The organism is Streptococcus sp. Marseille-Q5619, from assembly GCF_946901205.1.
Lineage (GTDB): Bacteria > Bacillota > Bacilli > Lactobacillales > Streptococcaceae > Streptococcus.
Genome location: NZ_CAMPPO010000004.1, coordinates 74,746 through 94,483, shown reverse-complemented (window position 1 = coordinate 94,483; position 19,738 = coordinate 74,746). Strand labels below are relative to the sequence as shown.

The window sequence follows — 19,738 nt, the reverse complement described above, 5'->3', positions numbered from 1 at the left end:
TCAATGAAAATCAAAGAGCAAACTAGGAAGCTAGCCGTAAGCTGTACTTGAGTACGGTAAGGCGACGCTGACGTGGTTTGAATTGGATTTTCGAAGAGTATTCTTGCATTCACTTGTAATAAAGCTTAATAGATGGTAAAATAGACGAGTGAAAAAAAGACAAAACAAAGCAAAAAATAATCTACTGTGGCAGTATGGTCTAGGGATGACGATTTTGTTTGTGGTTATCAGTGCTTCCTTTCTGTATCTAGTGTTTCTGAGTATGAAACCTTATCAAACAGCTAAAAGTGAAGGAGAAAAATTAGCTCAGCAGTATGCAGGATTAGAGCAGGCTGATCAGGTTGACTTATACAATGGCTTGGAATCCTATTATAGCGTTCTTGGTCGTAATAAAAAACAAGAAGCACTTGCTGTCCTGATTGGAAAAGATGACCATAAGATTTACGTTTATCAGCTAAATCAAGGTGTTTCACAAGAAAAAGCGGAAGCCGTTTCTAAGGAAAAAGGAGCTGGCGAGATTGACAAAATTACCTTTGGCCGTTATCAAGACAAACCAATCTGGGAAGTCAAGTCAGGATCTGATTTTTATCTAGTAGATTTTGAAACAGGAGCATTGGTCAATAAGGAGGGCCTATGAAACTATCCAATCGTGTTTTAGAAATGGAAGAAAGTGTGACTCTGGCTAGTGATGCAAGAGCAAAGAAGTTAAAGGCTGAAGGAAAAGATGTACTTTTCTTAACTTTAGGTCAGCCCGATTTCCATACTCCCAAAAATATTCAAGATGCAGCTGTTGCAGCCATTCGAGATGGACGTGCTTCTTTCTATACGGTAGCTTCAGGTTTGCCTGAGTTAAAAGCAGCAGTCAATACCTATTTTGAGCGTTATTATGGTTATTCCGTAGCGGCCAACGAAGTCACATTTGCTACCGGTGCTAAGTTCTCACTCTATACTTTCTTTATGGCTGTGGTCAATCCAGGTGATGAAGTCATCATCCCAACCCCATATTGGGTTAGTTATGGAGATCAGGTCAAGATGGCAGAAGGGATTCCAGTTTTTGTTCAAGCTAAAGAAGACAATGATTTTAAAGTTACGGTGGATCAACTAGAACTAGTTAGGACAGATAAGACAAAGGTTTTGGTTCTCAATTCACCATCTAATCCGACTGGTATGATTTATACTCGTGAAGAATTACTAGCTATCGGAAATTGGGCAGTTGAGCATGACATTCTGATTTTAGCTGATGATATATACGGTCGCCTTGTTTATAATGGAAATGAATTTGTTCCAATCTCAAGTCTATCAGAAGCAATTCGTAAGCAAACCATTGTCATTAACGGTGTATCTAAGGCCTATGCCATGACGGGTTGGCGAGTTGGTTATGCGGTAGGTGATCCTGAAATCATTGCAGCTATGAGTAAATTGACGGGACAAACAACTTCTAACCTAACTGCTGTTTCACAATATGCAACCATCGAAGCCCTAACTGGACCGCAAGATTCTGTGGAAGTTATGCGTCAAGCATTTGAAGAACGTCTCAATACTATCTATCCACTCTTGTGTGAAGTCCCTGGTTTTGAAGTTGTCAAACCACAAGGAGCTTTCTATCTCTTTCCAAATGTCAAAAAAGCTATGGAGATGAAAGGTTATACGGATGTGACTGACTTTACAACAGCTATTCTTGAGGAAGTTGGTTTGGCACTCATAACAGGAGCAGGATTTGGAGCGCCAGAAAATGTGCGCCTCAGCTATGCGACAGACCTAGACACGCTTAAAGAAGCTGTTAAACGCTTGAAAGCATTTATGGGTAGTGAGAATGATTGATCATTTTGAAATTAAGGTAAAGGATTTACAAATTTCAGAAGGATTTTATAGGAGCTTTCTCGCTCCTTTGGGCTATAAATTGGCTTTTAAGACTACTTCTCTAATCAGTTTTCTTGACCCAAACAGCCCTCATCCTGGTGGAGATTTTTGGCTGGCTCAGGGGACACAAGACCCTATTCACTTTGCTTTCTTAGCAGAAAATAAGGAAGAGGTTCAAGCTTGTTATGAGGCTGGCTTAGAGGCAGGTGGGCGAGACAATGGGGCTCCTGGTTATCGCAGTGAGCATCCGATTTACTATGCTGCTTTTATGATTGACCCAGATGGGAACAATATAGAAGTGGTTTGCCATAAAGAATAAAAAGAAAAGGAAAAACAATGACAAAACGTGTAACGATTATTGATGTAAAAGACTATGTTGGTCAGGAAGTGACGATTGGCGCTTGGGTTGCCAACAAATCAGGAAAAGGGAAAATCGCCTTCTTGCAGTTGCGTGATGGAACAGCTTTCTTCCAAGGTGTGGCCTTTAAACCAAACTTTGTAGAAAAATTTGGTGAAGGAGTGGGACTTGAGAAGTTTGATGTTATCAAACGCTTGAGCCAAGAAACGTCTGTTTATGTGACAGGTATTGTTAAAGAAGACGAACGCTCTAAGTTTGGCTATGAGTTGGATATTACAGACATCGAAGTGATCGGTGAATCTCAAGATTACCCAATCACGCCAAAAGAACACGGAACAGACTTCTTGATGGACAACCGTCACTTGTGGCTCCGCTCTCGTAAGCAAGTAGCGGTTATGCAAATCCGCAACGCTATCATTTATGCAACATATGAGTTCTTCGACAAGAACGGCTTTATGAAGTTTGATAGCCCAATTCTTTCAGGAAATGCAGCAGAAGATTCAACAGAACTTTTTGAAACAGACTACTTCGGAACGCCAGCCTACTTGAGCCAATCAGGTCAGCTTTACCTAGAAGCAGGGGCTATGGCTCTTGGTCGTGTATTTGACTTTGGTCCAGTATTCCGTGCTGAAAAATCAAAAACACGCCGTCACTTGACTGAGTTCTGGATGATGGATGCTGAGTACTCATACTTGACACATGATGAGTCGCTTGACTTGCAAGAAGCTTATGTGAAAGCTCTTCTACAAGGTGTTCTTGACCGCGCGCCTCAAGCTTTGGAAACTTTGGAACGTGATACAGAACTCTTGAAACGCTACATTGCAGAACCCTTCAAACGCATCACTTACGATCAAGCTATTGACCTCTTGCAAGAGCATGAGAATGATGAAGATGCTGACTACGAACATCTTGAGCATGGTGATGACTTTGGTTCACCACATGAAACTTGGATTTCAAACCACTTTGGTGTGCCAACATTTGTCATGAACTATCCAGCAGCCATCAAGGCCTTCTACATGAAACCAGTTCCTGGAAATCCAGAGCGCGTGCTCTGTGCAGACTTGCTTGCTCCAGAAGGTTATGGAGAAATCATCGGTGGGTCTATGCGTGAGGAAGACTATGATGTCCTTGTAGCTAAGATGGATGAACTTGGCATGGACCGTACAGAGTACGAATTCTACCTTGACCTTCGTAAATACGGTACTGTACCACACGGAGGATTTGGTATCGGTATCGAGCGTATGGTAACCTTCGCGGCAGGAACAAAACACATCCGTGAAGCCATTCCGTTCCCACGTATGTTGCACCGTATTAAACCATAAGAATAGGAAAACGCCCATGTGGCGTTTTTTTCATAGAAATCTCTGGAAGCGAAAGGAAATATTATCAGGCATTCAAAACCGTGATAATATGCGGCTTTTCTGAAAATCTTTACTTCCTTTTCCTATAAAATTGAGTTTTTGATAGAAACATACTACTAGTTGTTCAGAATAGAGTTTCGTATCTTAGTATATTGATGTTATTGTTTAAAAACTTATGTATGTTCTATTTTCTTCAAATTGAAACGATAAATATATATAAGCATAAAACTTGAATTAGTAATAGTGGCATGATACAATATTAAGTAATATTGATAATTATTGGGCAACCCTTTTTAAAATAATAACCTCTTAATATCACTAAAAAATTTAAGGAGGGGGGTCTTTTTATTTGTCTGTATATTTCAATTCAATATTAAAAAACATGCATAAAGGAGGTTCTAAGTCTAATGAAGGGTAAACAACAAGATTTTAGAACAGAAAAGTATATACGTTACGGTATTCGTAAGTATAGTTTTGGCGCGGCATCGGTAGCGATTGCGGCTGGTTTAATGTTTTTGGGAAATGGAGCAGTTTCAGCAACAGAGATACAAAGTGCGGAAACTACAGTAACAGCAGCTTCAGCTGAAAAATCTGATCAGAATACCACGGAAGTAAAGCCAGAAATTGGGAAAACTACGGAAGCAAAAACAGAAGTTAAAGCAGAAGAGACTAAAAAAGTAAATAAAGCTGTTCTTGAAACAAATATTGCTACTTTAGAATCTAAACTTTCAACTGCTAAGTATGCGGACGCTTCAGTTGTGGCTAATGTTAGTGAAGCTTTAGCTACTGCCAAAGCTGTTTTAGCAAATGAAACTGCCAAGAAAGAAGAGGTAAATATTCAAAAAGAGATTCTCTCTGCATTGGGAACAGTTGTAACTGAATCAAATAAACTTGGATTAGAGAAAGAACAGGCTGATAAAGATAAGGTAGCCCAAGAAGAAGTTGAAAAGAAAGCTACTCCAGCTGAAAAAGCTCTTTTAGAAGCTAACTAGGCACTCGACAAAGTTTCTTCAGAAGCTGATGTAACCAATACACTTGCCACTACAGAACTGCGTAAGAAAGAAGTATCAGAAGAAAATAGAGTAGCAGTTGAAGCAGCAGTTGCCAAAAACCAAGCGGTACTTAACGAATCGAAAGTACTTTTAGCTGACAAGAGCGTTACGAAGGAACAAGTAGATGCTCAATTAGCTCGTTTAAATGAATCGATTCTTGCAGTCTACAGTGAACTTAAAAAAGCAGGAATTGGTCGTGATGGTAACTATAGTGTAGCGTTATCAGCAGATGAAGGATATACTTATGATTCAAGAGAGTTAAGAAAAGAAAACGGTGAATTTGCTACGGCTACAGGAAAATCATACAAAGTATTAGATGGTAACGATAAATTTAGATTATACGTTCACGGATACCAATCTGAAAACACAGACGTAAAATCATCTAATAATGGTAGACCAGATGTAGGTGGTCGTACAGATATTCCTTTATCAAAAACGGAAGCTAAAAAAATAGCAGACGAAGCTCTATTATGGAGAGGGAAAGTCCGTGCTAGTGGGCGAAACAATAACAACAATACTTGGGGAGCAGGTGGACCATATGAGTATCTAACAACTGAGATTTATGGGTACACTTACGAACAAGGAACTCACTATGTATACCTTACAGATGTGAAAAAACGTTTCAGTTTATCACAAGAAGCAGAGGCAGCAGGCTATTCGATTAAAAAAATTGATCTTGGTAACTTAGTTCCAGGTACTGCATATAATGAAAACACAGACACAGTAGAAGGATATGTAGCATCTAACCTTCAAAATGGTGTTTATGATATGCGTTATATCATAACAGTTGAAAAAGATGGACAAACTCAACAGGTTGCATTCCGTGACTTAACAGCTGGTTGGATCGGATGGCAAGACTCATCAGCTCCATCTATTTTAGGAACATCTAAAATGGTTACAATCGGAGATGAAGTAAATCATGACATTAAATATGTAGATAACGAGGGAATGAATAAAGATGAAAGAGCCGGATATGTGTATGCAAATGATGGTTCTAAAGTATTAGCAGGTTCTAAAACTGCACCATCTACAACAAAAGCAGCAACATTCACAGCTATTGATGGAGCAAAAGTAAGAACAATGAGTTCACCTCAAACAGTTAATGCACACACTGCATTAAATGGTGTTTATACAGGTAAGGACACGTCAATTGCAGATGTTATTCCAGGATTAAATTATGATCCAACAACAGGAAAAATTCATGGAACAGCTTCAGAAGCTGGAATCTATACTGTAGCTGCATTAGCAAAAGACTACAATAACTCTACAAACGCTACGAATATTGACTGGAATATGGACGGACAAGAAGCTCACGAAAATATTACAATTGCAGTAGCACCAAAAATCACAGTATCTAACGTAGAAGCTTATGCAACAAAAGTTCCTGTAACAGTGTCAAACGGAGCTAATAAAGCAGAAATCACTATGCCTGATGGAACTGTAACAAACTTAGTTATCAAAGATGGAAAATGGACTGTAGCTCCAGGGACTACGAATACAGCTGTAAAAGAAGGAGATCAACTAGCAGATGCTTCAGCAACAGCGCCAACTAAATTCGAACTACCTGTAACTTCAGATTCAACACAATATGTTGGAATTAATAGTATTGAAGCAAAAGCCTCTACAGATAAAGTTCGTGCAGATATTCAACGTGAAATTGCAACAGTAAAAGATGCAGCTGGAAAATCTTATACAGCGACATTTAATCGTGCAACAGGTAAATATACTCTTGCTAATGAAGATGCGTATGTCTTAAAAGATAATGGAGACGGAACATCAACTTTAACAGAACGTCGTGTATATACAGATGCAAAAGCAAATGGAGATGTTGATTTTATCGTTTATGAATTCACACGTACATGGAATTCAACTTCATCAGCTGCTGATTTAGTAGATAAAGTAGCAGAAATTCGTAAAAATGGTGAAGTAACTGCGGTAGGAGACGTAACTCGTACGGTTACATCTGTGCCAAGAGAACAAACAGCTGATAAACAAGGCCTTATTGTTACAGTGAAGTATGATTCAGCAACAAAACAATGGACAGCTTCAGATGGTTCAACAGTAATAGCAAAAGAATCTAATGCAGGATGGTCAATTGAAACATCTTCAGGATTCAAAGGGTATGTATCTTATCGTGAAGCAATTGGAAATGATGTAGCATCTATCCAAAATGATAAACCGACTGCCTCATCTACAAGCTATGCTGAAACAAAAGATAACTCTGTAGATTTACTAAAATCTCCTAAAGCTAATGTAGAATTTGAAGATGTGATTGATGACAAATCAGATGATGCTGAGTCAGAAACTATCAAAACTAAATTAACAGTAACAGCTCCAGATGGAACGAAGAAAGAATTTAACTTAGCAGATGCGGAAGAAAAAGCTTATATTCAAGCACAACGTACAGCTGCAGAAAAAACACAAGCAGCAGCAACGGCAATTGAAGAGGCTCAAGCGGCTCATAATGAACTAGCTCGTATTCAAGAACAAGTAGACCGTCAAGTACAGATGATTGCAGACGCAGAAGCAGCATTAGCGAACTTAAAACTTCGTACAATTTCTGTAACAGCTAAAGACTTAGCTGAAAAGAAACTTAAAGATGTAAAAGACTTCAAAGCTAGCTTAGATGAAAAATTACAAGAAGCTCAAGGAAAACTTCCTGAATTAACAGCGAAAGTTACTTCAAGTCGTCAAGAAGCTTTAGAAGCAGAAAAAGCAGTAGAAGCAGCACGTACGGCATTAAAAACAAAAGCTACTGAAAACTTATCGAATCCAGAAATCGCGGCATATACATTAGGTCAATACGGATCTTATAAAGTAACTGTAAGAGCTGCTGACTCAAATGGTGTTGTAACGACTCCAACAGTAGGAAAAACAGATGATGGAGAAGTAACTGATGATGCAGTTGCAGAAACAACATACTACATCGTAGTATCTAAACCAGAAAAATCAGCAGGTGCAGAAGGAAAAGAACAAACTGATTCAATGGCAACAGGATTCAAGACTGGATTACCAAATGATGCAGAAGTATCTGACTATAAACTAGTTGATCCAGTATCAGGTAAGAAAACAGATTCTGTAACGACTGAAGAAGGTACGTATGCTATTGATGGAGAAACAGGGAATGTAAGCTTCACGCCAGCACCAGGATTTGTCGGTAATGCTAAACCATTAACAGTGGCAGCTAACGTAACAATCACAGGAGATGATGGGCAACCTGTAACTGTTGAATCATCAACAACTTATACACCAACAGTATATGGTGTTAAATCAAAAGACGATGAAACAACTGGAAAACAAGGTCAAGTTCAAACTTCGATTCCAGGAAGTGAAAGATTCTCAGAATTAAACACAGGAGCTAATACTCCAGATGGCACAAACGTAGACTGGACAACAGCTAAGTACTCATTAGAAGGTGCTAATGAAGAAGGTAAGGTTGTAGTTGAAGGAGAAGGAACATATGCTATTGATCCAGCAACAGGTGCAGTAACATTCACACCAGAACCAAGCTTCAAAGGACAAGCTAACGGAGTAGAAGTAAAAGTATCTGTAACAGCAACTGATTCAGAAGGAAACAAAGTTGAAGTTACATCTAGTGGAGAATATGTTCCGGAAGTTGAAGCTGTAGAACCAACTGCAGAACCTAAGAAAACAAGTGGAAAACAAGGGCGACCTCAAACACAAGATGCGACTACAATGTTTAAAGAAGGTGATACTACAGCTCCTATCGATAACACTACAATTAAATTAGTAGATTCAACAGGTGCAGAAGTAACGACTCTTCCAGCTACAAAAGATGGTAAACAAGTTGGTACATATACAATCGATCCAACTACAGGAGTGATTACATTCCAACCGAATAAAGATTTCACTGGAACACCAGAACCAGCGAAAGTAGTGGCGGCAGATAAAAATGGAACAAAAGTTGAAACAACTTATACTCCAACGGTTACTCCAGTAGTACCAGAAGGACAAGATAAAACTACAACAGGTCTTCAAGGTGATCCTCAACAAAGTACAGTAACATTTACACCAGGAGATCCTGAGTTCCCGATTGATATAAAAGTTCCTGCAACATTCGAAGATGGAACAACTGAAAAAGTGGTCCCAAATGAAGGGACATACACAGTAGATCCAGATGGAACGGTACACTTCACGCCTGAAAAACAATTCAGAGGTGTAGCTAAAGGTGTAACTGTAAAACGTGTAGATACAAATGGAACTCCAGCTACAGCTAAATATACCCCAATTGTTAAACCGGTAGTGCCAGAAGGATTTGATAATGTGACTATAGGAGTACAAGGTCAAGAACAACATGGTAAACCTTACTTCCAACCAGGTGATCCTACAAAACCAATTGACGAAAGTGTATCACCGAAATTCATCGATGCAAATGGACAACCAATAAATGAAACAACAATTCCTGCAAAAACTCCTGAAGGAAAAGAAATTGGAACATATACAATAAATCCACAAACAGGAGTAATTACATTCACACCAACGGATAAAAGTTATGTAGGACCAGTTAAACCAGCAACGGTTCAACGTCAAGATACGAATGGAACAACAGTTGATGCTGAATATACTCCAGTAATCGTAGGGGTTAAACCAACGGCTAAGCCAGCTACATCAGAAGATGTACAAGGTGCAACTCAAAAACAACCTATTACATTCACAGGTGGAACTGCTGACTTAGAAGATCCAGCAGGGAAAAAAGTTGAGTCAGCGCCAGTACCGATTAATCCAGATTCAGTAACATTATTAGGTGAAGATGGACAACCAGCTAATGAAGTAGAAGTGAAAGATCCAAAAGATCCAACTAAAGTCATTGGTAAATATACTCTTGTAAAAGAACCTGGTAAAGATCCAGTAGCTGTTTATACACCGACAGATAAAACATATGTAGGATCAGTTCCGCCAGTTACGATTCAAGCGGCAGATACGAATGGAACAACAGTAAAAACTACGTATACTCCAAATATCACACCGGTTAAACCAACGGCAACACCAGCTAAGACAAAAGATATCCAAGGTAAAGAGCAAACTCAAGATGCAACTACTTTATTCAAAGAAGGAAATCCAGTAGCACCGATTAAAAATGATACTATTAAATTAGTAGATCCAACAGGTGCAGAAGTAACAGAAATGCCAGCACTTAAAGATGGCATTGAAGTTGGTAAATATGTAGTAGATCCAACAACAGGTATTATTACATTTAAACCAAATAAAGACTTTGTAGGTACACCAGATCCAGCTAAAGTAGTAGCTGCAGATGAAAATGGCACAAAAGTAGAAACTACTTACACACCAACAGTAACTCCAGTTAAACCAACAGGAGAAGATGTTACATCAGAAGATATCCAAGGTGCTGAACAAAAAGGAACACCACTATTCATACCAGGAAATTTTGATGTTCCAATTACAATTAATGCTGCTCAACCAGCGAAATTAATCGACCCAGAAACAGGGAAGCCAACTGATGAAACATCAGTAAACATCCCAGGAGAAGGAACATATACAATTAATCCTAATAGTGGTGAAGTAACATTTACACCAGAAAAAGACTTTACAGGGGTTGCTACAGGAGTAACTGTTCAAGTGAAAGATGCGAATGGAACACCTGTAGAAGCAAGCTACACACCTAAAGTTAAAGGTGTAGCACCAACAGCAACACCAGCTAAGTCTAAAGACATTCAAGGCGTGAAACAAACAGGTTTACCTGAATTTGTAGGTGGTAAAGTTACAGTTAATGACGTTGAGAAAACTGTTAAAATTGATGAAACTAAAGCACCTCAATTAATCGATCCAGAAACAGGAGAACCAACTGACGAACCAGTAGTAATCCCAGGAGAAGGAACATACACTGTGGAAAACGGTATGGTAGTGTTTACACCAGAACCACAATTTACAGGTAAAGGTGAGGGAGTAGAAGTACAACGTGTTGACGAAAATGGAACACCTGTAACTGCTAAGTACACACCAACAGTAGTACCCGTAACTCCAACTGGAGAAGATAAGACATCTACTGGACCTAAAGGTCAAGTTCAAACAGGAATTCCAGAGTTCGAAGGTGGTTCAGCGGAAATCAACGGTAAAAAAGTAACTGTTGAAATCGATAAAAATTCACCTGCAAAACTAGTTGATCCTAAGACAGGAGATCCAGTTGATTCAGTAACAGTTGATGGAGAAGGAACATATACAATTGATCCTAATAGTGGTAAAGTAACATTTACACCAGAACCAGAATTCTTAGGAACAGCAACAGGTGTAACAGTTCAACGTCAAGATACAAATGGAACAGAAGTAACTGCTAAGTATACACCAACAGTTACTCCAGTAACGAAAACTGTAGACAAAACATCAGAAGGTGCTAAGAATACTCCACAATCTAACACTCCAGAATTCACAGGAGATGTTGACTTAGATGTACCACCAACATTTGATGATGGAACAACTACAAGAGTGGTAGAAGGAGAAGGAACGTATACAATCGATACGACTGGTAAAGTTACATTTACACCAGAACCAGAATTTACAGGTACTGCAGATGGAATCACTGTCGTTAGAAAAGATAAATTAGGTAAAACTATCTCTGCTCAATACACACCAACAGTACGTCCGGATACTGAGTTTGTAGACGAAAATGGAAATCCAATTAAAGGATATCCAAGCGAAGATGGAACAACACCGAAGAAAGATATTCCTGAGTATCGTTATGTAGAAACAGTAACAGACGAACACGGAAACACAAGACATATCTATAAACAAGTTGTAACATTCTTCAAAGATAAAGAAGGAAATGAAATTCCAAATTATCCTGTGGAAAAAGGAACAACGCCGAAGAAAGATAATATTCCAGAATACAGATTCGTAGAAACTAAGAAACTTCCAAATGGAGATACAGAACACGTCTATGAAAAAGTAAGTACATACTTCAAAGATAAAGATGGAAATGAAATCAAAGAAAAAGAAACAGGAACAGTAGATAAGGAAGATATTCCAGAATACAGATTCGTAGAGACTAAGAAACTTCCAAATGGAGATACAGAACATGTATACGAAAAAGTAACTACATTCTTTAAAGATAAAGATGGTAAGGAACTTCCAAATACACCTTCTGAAAAAGGTATAGTTGAGAAGAAAGATGTGCCAGGATATAAATTCGTAGAGACTAAGAAACTTCCAAATGGTGATATCGAACACATCTATGAAAAAGAAACATCACCAACTCCGACACCTTCACCTGTTCCTCAACCAAATCCAGGTAAGCAAAATACAACTACTTGGACTGATGAGAATGGAAATCCATTGAAACCAACTGAGCCAGGTTCTAAAGAACCGGGAACAATTCCAGGTTACGAATATGTGAAGACTGTGACAGATTCAAATGGAAATATCAGACATATCTTCCACAAAGTTGAGATGCCAACTCCAACACCAGTTGAACCGACTCAACCAGCACAACCGGTAGAGCCAGCAACTCCAGCAATACCTGAACAGTCAGCTAAACCTCAAATGCCAGCAACACCTAAATATGTTGATGGTCAAAAAGAATTACCTAACACAGGTACAGAAGCTAACGCTAGCCTCGCAGCGCTTGGACTTCTTGGAGCCCTAAGTGGATTTGGACTTCTTGCTCGCAAGAAAAAAGAGGACTAAAAACTCATAGTTTTTGAGAAGATGATTCGTCATCTTCTTTTTTTATTTAGGTGTTTTTACTTGCGTAAAAAATTTTTTTCTAGTATAATAGTTTATTGTGAGCGAACCTCACTTACCCCTTGCAAAGTCTTGGGGTCATTAGACCAAAAGGAGGAACATATCAATGGCTAAATACGAAATTCTTTATATCATTCGTCCAAACATTGAAGAAGAAGCTAAAAACGCTTTGGTAGCACGTTTTGACTCTATTTTGACTGACAACGGTGCAACTGTTGTTGAATCAAAATCTTGGGAAAAACGTCGTCTTGCATACGAAATCCAAGATTTCCGTGAAGGACTTTACCACATTGTTAACGTTGAAGCAAACGACGATGCAGCTCTTAAAGAGTTTGACCGTCTTTCAAAAATCAACGCTGACATTCTTCGTCACATGATCGTCAAAACTGACGCGTAAGAAGGTAAACTATGATTAACAATGTTGTACTTGTAGGGCGTATGACACGTGACGCTGAGTTGCGTTATACCCCATCAAATGTAGCAGTTGCGACTTTTACTCTTGCAGTAAACCGTACATTTAAGAGTCAAAATGGCGAACGTGAGGCTGATTTTATCAATGTCGTTATGTGGCGCCAACAGGCTGAAAACCTAGCTAATTGGGCTAAAAAAGGCTCACTTATCGGGGTGACAGGTCGTATCCAGACTCGTAGTTACGATAACCAGCAAGGACAACGTGTCTACGTGACAGAGGTCGTGGCTGAGAATTTCCAAATGTTGGAAAGCCGTAGTGTGCGTGAGGGTCACACAGGTGGAGCTTATTCTGCACCAACTGCAAACTATTCAGCGCCTACAAATTCAGTACCAGACTTTTCACGTGATGAAAATCCATTTGGAGCAACGAATCCGTTGGATATTTCAGATGATGATTTACCATTCTAATGGACAACTAAAATTATAAAGGAGAAAAAACATGGCTCAACAACGTCGTGGCGGATTCAAACGCCGTAAAAAAGTTGATTACATCGCAGCAAACAAAATTGAATATGTTGATTACAAAGATACTGAGCTTCTTAGCCGTTTCGTTTCAGAACGTGGGAAAATCCTTCCTCGTCGTGTAACAGGAACTTCAGCTAAAAACCAACGTAAAGTAACAACAGCTATCAAACGCGCTCGCGTAATGGCTTTGATGCCTTTCGTAAACGAAGATTAAAGAAAAGACCCCGACGGGTCTTTTTTTCAGGTCCGGGTGGACCTCTTTTTCAGATCCGGGTGGATCTCTTTTTCACGAGCCTTGAAATGAGAGAGCGAGTTGGGGTCCAGTGGCCCCCTTTTTCATGAGCTTGAAAACAAGAAAGCGAATTAAGACCCCGACGGGTCTTTTGTCACGAGATGGTTTTTTTCTGACCTTAGCGTGCTATAATGGTAATAGAAAGAGTAAAGGTGGGTAAGTCAAAGATGAATTGTACGATTAGAAATATGATTAAGTCTGATATTGAATCCTTATCTCATGGATTTATGAATCAAGGTTGGCCTGGTAGAGAGGAAATTTTGGCTAGATATTTTCTGGAACAGGAAAGTGGGGAGAGAGAAGTCTTAGTTGCAGAGATTGATGGTGCTGTAGCGGGCTACGTTACCATTTTGCCCTCTGCTAAACATGGTCCTTTTGCAGAAGTCTATCCAGAATTATCAGATTTTAATGTGTTTAAGCCTTTTCGAAATCAAGGGATTGGGAGTCAACTGCTAGAAGAGGCAGAAAATCGAGTTAAGTTTTTTTCAGACAAAGTGACGTTGGGTGTAGGTTTGCACTCAGGCTATGGACCTGCCCAGAGATTGTATATCAGACGGGGCTACATTCCAGATGGGACAGGTGTCTGGTATCGAAATCAACCCTTGGAAATGAATGCTACTATTCAAAATAATGATGATTTAGTTCTGTACTTATCAAAGAAGTTCGAATAAGAGATGGCGAATTTCTTTGAAAATAGGGGATTTAGCTACTTTATGGTATAATGGAAAGAGTTAGATTGAAAGAGGTAGTGAGATGGATGCGAAATTAAGATACAAGGCAAAGAAGATCAAGATTGTCTTTTTTGATATTGATGATACCTTGCGAAATTCCAAGACTGGTTTTATTCCGACTTCAATCCCAGTTGTTTTTAAGCAATTACGTGAGAAAGGAATCTTGACAGGTATTGCTTCTGGACGAGGGATTTTTGGTGTCGTGCCAGAGATTCGTGAACTCAAGCCTGACTTTTTTGTGACCCTGAATGGGGCTTATATCGAAGATAAAAAAGGTCAGGTCATTTATCAGTATCAGATCGAGAAGTCAGATGTTGAGGAGTATATTTCTTGGGCCAAGCAAGAGGGAATTGAGTATGGTTTGGTTGGGAGTCATGATGCCAAGTTGTCGACTCGCACCGATATGATTAGTGAAGCTATCAATCCAATTTACCCTGATTTGGATGTGGACCCTGATTTCCATGATAAAGAAGACATCTATCAGATGTGGACTTTTGAAGATAAGGGAGATGACTTGCACTTGCCTGATAGTCTCTCAGACAAACTTCGCATGGTTCGTTGGCATGAGCATTCGTCTGATATTGTGCCGATTTCAGGCTCCAAAGCGACGGGGGTGGAAAAGGTTGTGGAACACCTTGGCTTGAAACCAGACAACGTTATGGTTTTTGGAGATGGGCTGAATGACTTGGAACTCTTTGATTATGCTGGAATCAGCGTTGCAATGGGAATTTCTCATGATAAGATCAAAGAAAAATCAGATTATATTACAAAAACACTAGAAGAAGATGGCATTTTTGATGCCTTAGAAGGATTTGGTATGGTGGAAAAAGAATTGCATTTCCCACAAGTAGACATTGAAACAGTAGAAGGTCTTCTTGCGACCATTAAGACCAATCACGGAGACTTGCGTATTAAGCTCTTCCCAGAGCATGCTCCTAAAACAGTGGCTAACTTTGTTGCTCTTTCAAAAGATGGTTACTATGATGGGGTCATTTTCCACCGTATTATCAAGGACTTTATGATCCAAGGTGGAGATCCAACTGGAACTGGTATGGGTGGCGAGTCAATCTACGGTGAATCATTTGAGGATGAATTCTCAGAAGAACTTTACAATATCCGTGGAGCCCTTTCTATGGCCAATGCTGGTCCAAATACCAATGGCAGCCAGTTCTTTATTGTCCAAAACCAGCACCTGCCTTATTCTAAGAAAGAAATTGCTCGTGGTGGTTGGCCAGAACCGATCGCAGAAATCTATGCTAACCAAGGTGGGACACCTCACCTAGACCGCCGTCACACGGTTTTTGGACAGTTAGCTGATGAAGCATCTTACGCTGTCTTGGATGCCATTGCTTCTGTTGAGACGGGGGCGATGGACAAGCCAGTTGAAGATGTTGTGATTGAAACAATTGAAATCGAGGACTAAGATGAAAATCGGTGATAAGCTAAAGGGGCGTATTACAGGGATTCAGCCCTATGGTGCCTTTGTTGAGCTAGAGACAGGTGATACGGGGCTGATTCACATTTCAGAGATTCGGACAGGCTTTATTGAAAATATTCATGAAGCCTTGAAAGTCGATGAAGAGGTTCAGGTTCAGGTAGTAGATTTAGATGAATTTACAGGGAAAGCCAGTCTTTCTATCCGCACTTTGGAGGAAGAAAAGCACCAGTTTCCGAGACGGAGACGCTTTTCAAGCGACCGTTTTAACTACGGCTTTGCGCCTCTTAAACGAATGATGCCAATTTGGACTAGAGAAGCCTTGCACTATTTAAAAAAGAAGAAGTAGTTTAGAATTTTATATTTTTTGTAATGTTAATATAAATCTGCTATAATAGAACCATGGAAGAAGAACAATTATTAAAATCAGGGGAGCGAATTAACCAGCTCTTCTCAACAGATATCAAAATTATTCAAAATAGAGAGGTTTTTAGCTATTCGGTGGATAGTGTTCTCTTGTCACGCTTTCCACGTTTTCCTAAAAAGGGCTTGATAGTGGATTTCTGCGCTGGGAATGGAGCAGTGGGGCTATTTGCTAGCACTCGTACTCAGGCACAGATTTTGGCTGTTGAGATTCAGGAGCGTTTGGCGGATATGGCTGAACGCTCTGTCCGTTTGAATGGTTTAGAAGAGCAGATGCAGGTCATCTGTGATGATTTGAAAAATATGCCTTCTCATATACAGGGAAGTAAGGTGGATATGATTTTGTGTAATCCACCCTATTTCAAGGTGGATCCTCATTCCAATCTGAACGAGAGTGAACATTATCTCTTGGCGCGCCACGAAATCACGACCAATTTGCAGGAAATCTGTCGCAGTGCTCAGAGTATTCTCAAGTCCAATGGGCGTTTGGCAATGGTTCATCGTCCTGATCGCCTCTTGGATATCTTGGACATGTTGCAACGACATAATCTAGCACCTAAGCGCCTGCAGTTTGTTTATCCAAAAAGAGAAAAGGAAGCCAATATGCTTTTAATTGAGGCTATCAAGGATGGTTCGACAAGTGGCTTTAAGGTCTTGCCACCTCTTATTGTTCACAATGATGATGGCTCTTATACGCCCGAACTCGAAGAAATTTATTATGGATCATAAGGCTTTCATGTATGTAGTAGAATGTAGAGATGGTTCTTACTATACAGGATATACAACAGATATCAAGAAACGAGTAGCTGTGCACAATAGTGGTAAGGGAGCCAAGTATACTAGGGCTCGCTTACCAGTCAAACTTATCTATGCTCAAGGATTTGCCAGTAAGGAAGAAGCCATGTCGGCAGAAGCCCTTCTCAAGCGTAAGAAGAGGCCACAGAAGGAAATATTTTTATTTGAAAATCAAGATAGAAATTTACTCAGTTATTTTGAAGAGTAGCGGGGAGTCCTTTGACTCCTCTTACTTTTGTCAAAAAGCGAAAAAAATGCTACAATAAAGAGAATAAACAAAATGAGGTATTATCATGTCTAAGATTCTAGTATTTGGTCACCAAAATCCAGACTCAGATGCCATCGGGTCATCTGTAGCCTTTGCCTACCTTGCAAAAGAAGCTTATGGTTTGGATACGGAAGCTGTTGCCCTTGGAACTCCAAATGAAGAAACAGCCTTTGTCTTGAACTACTTTGGTGTGGAAGCACCGCGTGTCATCACTTCTGCTAAAGAAGAGGGTGCAGAGCAAGTTATCTTGACTGACCACAATGAATTCCAACAATCTGTATCAGATATCGCTGAAGTAGAAGTTTATGGTGTTGTAGACCACCACCGTGTAGCTAACTTTGAAACTGCAAGCCCACTTTACATGCGTTTGGAGCCAGTTGGGTCAGCTTCTTCAATCGTTTACCGTATGTTCAAAGAACACGGTGTAGCTGTTCCTAAAGAGATTGCTGGTTTGATGCTTTCAGGTTTGATTTCAGATACTCTTCTTTTGAAATCACCAACAACACACCCAACAGATACAGTCATTGCTCCTGAATTGGCTGAATTAGCTGGTGTCAACTTGGAAGAGTATGGTTTGGCTATGCTGAAAGCTGGTACCAACTTAGCCAGCAAATCTGCCGAAGAATTGATTGACATCGATGCTAAGACTTTTGAATTAAATGGAAATAATGTCCGTGTTGCCCAAGTAAACACAGTGGACATCGCGGAAGTATTGGAACGCCAAGCAGAAATTGAAGCTGCAATGCAAGCTGCCAACACAGCAAACGGCTACTCTGACTTTGTCTTGATGATTACAGATATTGTCAACTCAAACTCAGAAATCTTGGCTCTTGGTGCCAATATGGACAAGGTAGAAGCGGCTTTCAACTTCAAACTTGAAAACAATCATGCCTTCCTTGCTGGTGCCGTTTCACGTAAGAAACAAGTGGTACCTCAATTGACTGAAAGCTTTAATGCTTAAGATTTTGGGTGTCAGTTCAAAATCGGAAAGGCTAGTTTGCCTTATATCGAAAGGAGTTTCGGCTCCTTTTTTTCTAGGAGTGAAGCATGTTAGAAAATGGCGATTTGATTTTTGTGAGAGATGAGTCGGACCTAGGACAGGCCATCCAGATTTCCGCAGGCAACTATAGCCATGTTGCCATTTATTTGGATGGGATGATTTATCATGCTAGTGGAGAATTTGGTGTTGTTTGTCAAGAACCAGCAGACTTCTTTGAGTCCAATCATTTGTACGATCTTTATGTCTACCCAGAAATGGATATCCAGTCTGTGAAGGAAAAAGCTTGTAAACATCTAGGGGCACCCTACAATGCTTCTTTCTATCCAGATGGACATGGTTTCTACTGTTCCCAGTATATGGCAGAAATTCTCCCCATTTTTGAAACTATTCCCATGAAATTTGGTGATGGGAAGCAGGAGATTAGTGATTTTTGGAGAGAGTATTATAGCGAACTAGGTCTGCCTGTTCCTCTGAACCAAGCTGGGACCAATCCTAGTCAGTTGGCAGCATCGCCTCTGTTAGAATGTAAAGAAAGGAATCTTCATGATTCAGATTTTTAATCCATCTCGTTTGACGAGACAGCCATTTTTTGGAGAATTGATCCGCTATCTGGACCAGCATGAGGATGTGATTTTAAGGGAAATCAAGGCTCAATTTCCAGATCTAGCAGTTGATAAACTCATGGAAGAGTATATAAAGGCTGGCTTTATTCTACGGGAAAATAAGCGCTATTACCTCAATTTTCCTATGCTTAAAACACTCGATAGTCTCGAACTGGATCAAGAGATTTTTGTTAGAGAAGCTAGTCCAATTTATCAAACTTTGTTGGAGAAGAGTTTTGAGACGGAATTGCGCAATCAAACCAATGCAGCTATTTTAGTTGAAAAGACGGACTTTGCGCGCACTAAAATGACCCTGTCTAATTATTTCTACAAGGTCAAAAATCAGTATCCTTTGACAGAAAAACAGCAGGAACTCTATGCCATTTTGGGAGATGTCAATCCTGAGTATGCCCTCAAATATATGACGACTTTTTTGCTAAAATTTCTTAAAAAAGATCAGCTTATGCAGAAACGTCGTGACATCTTTGTGGACAGTTTAGTTGTCCTAGGTTATATTGTCCAAAATGCAGATGGAAAGTATGAGTTGGCTATCGATTTGGATAAGGAAAAATTAACTTTCTATTTAGTGTGATTGCTTTTTCTGAGCACATTGTTTGACTTTATCTATCGATAAGTTTATACTAATGTAACCGATAACACATATCGGAATAAAACTAAAGGAGACAATCATATGTCACTTGAAAACAAATTGGAACAAGCAACAGGCGCTGTCAAAGAAGGTTTTGGTAAAGTTACTGGAGACAGCAAGACAGAACTTGAAGGAGCTGTTGAAAAAACAGTTGCTAAGGCAAAAGACGTTGTAGAAGATGCTAAAGGTGCTGTAGAAGGTGCCGTTGAAGGTTTGAAAAACGCTTTTAAATAAAGATAGAAAAAATCAAGGGTTTCGTT

Annotated in this window: 18 protein-coding genes; all 18 read left to right on the top strand. The window is 39.6% G+C overall.

The window, feature by feature from the left end; translation table 11 throughout:
• The first annotated feature begins 148 nt into the window (after positions 1-148).
• Entirely contained in the window at positions 149-637 is a 489-nt protein-coding gene (locus OC530_RS05870) for a DUF5590 domain-containing protein (RefSeq protein WP_049512551.1), read from the top strand.
• Entirely contained in the window at positions 634-1,821 is a 1,188-nt protein-coding gene (locus OC530_RS05865) for a pyridoxal phosphate-dependent aminotransferase (protein ID WP_262080448.1), read from the top strand. Before OC530_RS05870 ends, OC530_RS05865 begins: the two co-directional genes overlap by 4 nt.
• On the top strand, positions 1,814-2,179 hold the full coding sequence (locus OC530_RS05860; RefSeq protein ID WP_262080445.1) for a VOC family protein: 366 nt from the start codon (positions 1,814-1,816) through the stop codon (positions 2,177-2,179). Before OC530_RS05865 ends, OC530_RS05860 begins: the two co-directional genes overlap by 8 nt.
• 17 nt (positions 2,180-2,196) lie before the next feature.
• Positions 2,197-3,540: an asparagine--tRNA ligase gene (asnS, locus tag OC530_RS05855; protein WP_262080443.1), complete on the top strand. Its 1,344-nt coding sequence runs from the start codon at positions 2,197-2,199 to the stop codon at positions 3,538-3,540.
• Between the two features lie 446 nt (positions 3,541-3,986).
• Positions 3,987-4,571 carry a YSIRK-type signal peptide-containing protein gene (locus tag OC530_RS10245; protein WP_398599727.1) on the top strand — a complete coding sequence of 195 codons (585 nt, stop codon included), beginning with the start codon at positions 3,987-3,989 and terminating at the stop codon, positions 4,569-4,571.
• Between the two features lie 669 nt (positions 4,572-5,240).
• On the top strand, positions 5,241-12,290 hold the full coding sequence (locus OC530_RS05850; RefSeq protein WP_398599725.1) for an Ig-like domain-containing protein: 7,050 nt from the start codon (positions 5,241-5,243) through the stop codon (positions 12,288-12,290).
• Between the two features lie 163 nt (positions 12,291-12,453).
• Entirely contained in the window at positions 12,454-12,744 is a 291-nt protein-coding gene (rpsF, locus tag OC530_RS05845) for a 30S ribosomal protein S6 (RefSeq protein WP_070529093.1), read from the top strand.
• Positions 12,745-12,755: 11 nt separating this feature from the next.
• Positions 12,756-13,226, top strand: coding sequence for a single-stranded DNA-binding protein SsbA (gene ssbA, locus OC530_RS05840; RefSeq protein WP_000609606.1), 471 nt, complete (start codon positions 12,756-12,758; stop codon positions 13,224-13,226).
• Between the two features lie 31 nt (positions 13,227-13,257).
• Entirely contained in the window at positions 13,258-13,497 is a 240-nt protein-coding gene (rpsR, locus tag OC530_RS05835; protein ID WP_000068664.1) for a 30S ribosomal protein S18, read from the top strand.
• A gap of 245 nt (positions 13,498-13,742) precedes the next feature.
• Complete coding sequence (locus OC530_RS05830) at positions 13,743-14,246, top strand: GNAT family N-acetyltransferase (protein WP_262080418.1); 504 nt, start codon at positions 13,743-13,745, stop codon at positions 14,244-14,246.
• 82 nt (positions 14,247-14,328) lie between these two features.
• Entirely contained in the window at positions 14,329-15,729 is a 1,401-nt protein-coding gene (locus tag OC530_RS05825; RefSeq protein ID WP_262080416.1) for a bifunctional Cof-type HAD-IIB family hydrolase/peptidylprolyl isomerase, read from the top strand.
• 1 nt (position 15,730) lies between these two features.
• Positions 15,731-16,090, top strand: a complete 360-nt coding sequence (locus OC530_RS05820) for a S1 RNA-binding domain-containing protein (protein WP_000689593.1) — start codon at positions 15,731-15,733, stop codon at positions 16,088-16,090.
• A 53-nt stretch (positions 16,091-16,143) separates the two neighbouring features.
• The gene (locus tag OC530_RS05815) at positions 16,144-16,893 is read left to right on the top strand and encodes a tRNA1(Val) (adenine(37)-N6)-methyltransferase (protein WP_262080414.1); all 750 of its coding nucleotides are present in this window, start codon (positions 16,144-16,146) and stop codon (positions 16,891-16,893) included.
• Positions 16,883-17,167: a GIY-YIG nuclease family protein gene (locus OC530_RS05810; RefSeq protein WP_218764239.1), complete on the top strand. Its 285-nt coding sequence runs from the start codon at positions 16,883-16,885 to the stop codon at positions 17,165-17,167. Before OC530_RS05815 ends, OC530_RS05810 begins: the two co-directional genes overlap by 11 nt.
• A gap of 85 nt (positions 17,168-17,252) precedes the next feature.
• Positions 17,253-18,188 carry a manganese-dependent inorganic pyrophosphatase gene (locus OC530_RS05805; protein WP_262080412.1) on the top strand — a complete coding sequence of 312 codons (936 nt, stop codon included), beginning with the start codon at positions 17,253-17,255 and terminating at the stop codon, positions 18,186-18,188.
• Positions 18,189-18,274: 86 nt separating this feature from the next.
• Positions 18,275-18,787 (top strand): YiiX/YebB-like N1pC/P60 family cysteine hydrolase, encoded by a 513-nt coding sequence (locus OC530_RS05800; RefSeq protein WP_262080410.1) that lies wholly within the window; start codon positions 18,275-18,277, stop codon positions 18,785-18,787.
• Positions 18,771-19,421, top strand: a complete 651-nt coding sequence (locus OC530_RS05795) for a DUF1803 domain-containing protein (protein WP_262080408.1) — start codon at positions 18,771-18,773, stop codon at positions 19,419-19,421. Before OC530_RS05800 ends, OC530_RS05795 begins: the two co-directional genes overlap by 17 nt.
• 99 nt (positions 19,422-19,520) lie before the next feature.
• Positions 19,521-19,712 (top strand): CsbD family protein, encoded by a 192-nt coding sequence (locus tag OC530_RS05790; protein ID WP_000051193.1) that lies wholly within the window; start codon positions 19,521-19,523, stop codon positions 19,710-19,712.
• The last annotated feature ends 26 nt before the right edge of the window (positions 19,713-19,738 follow it).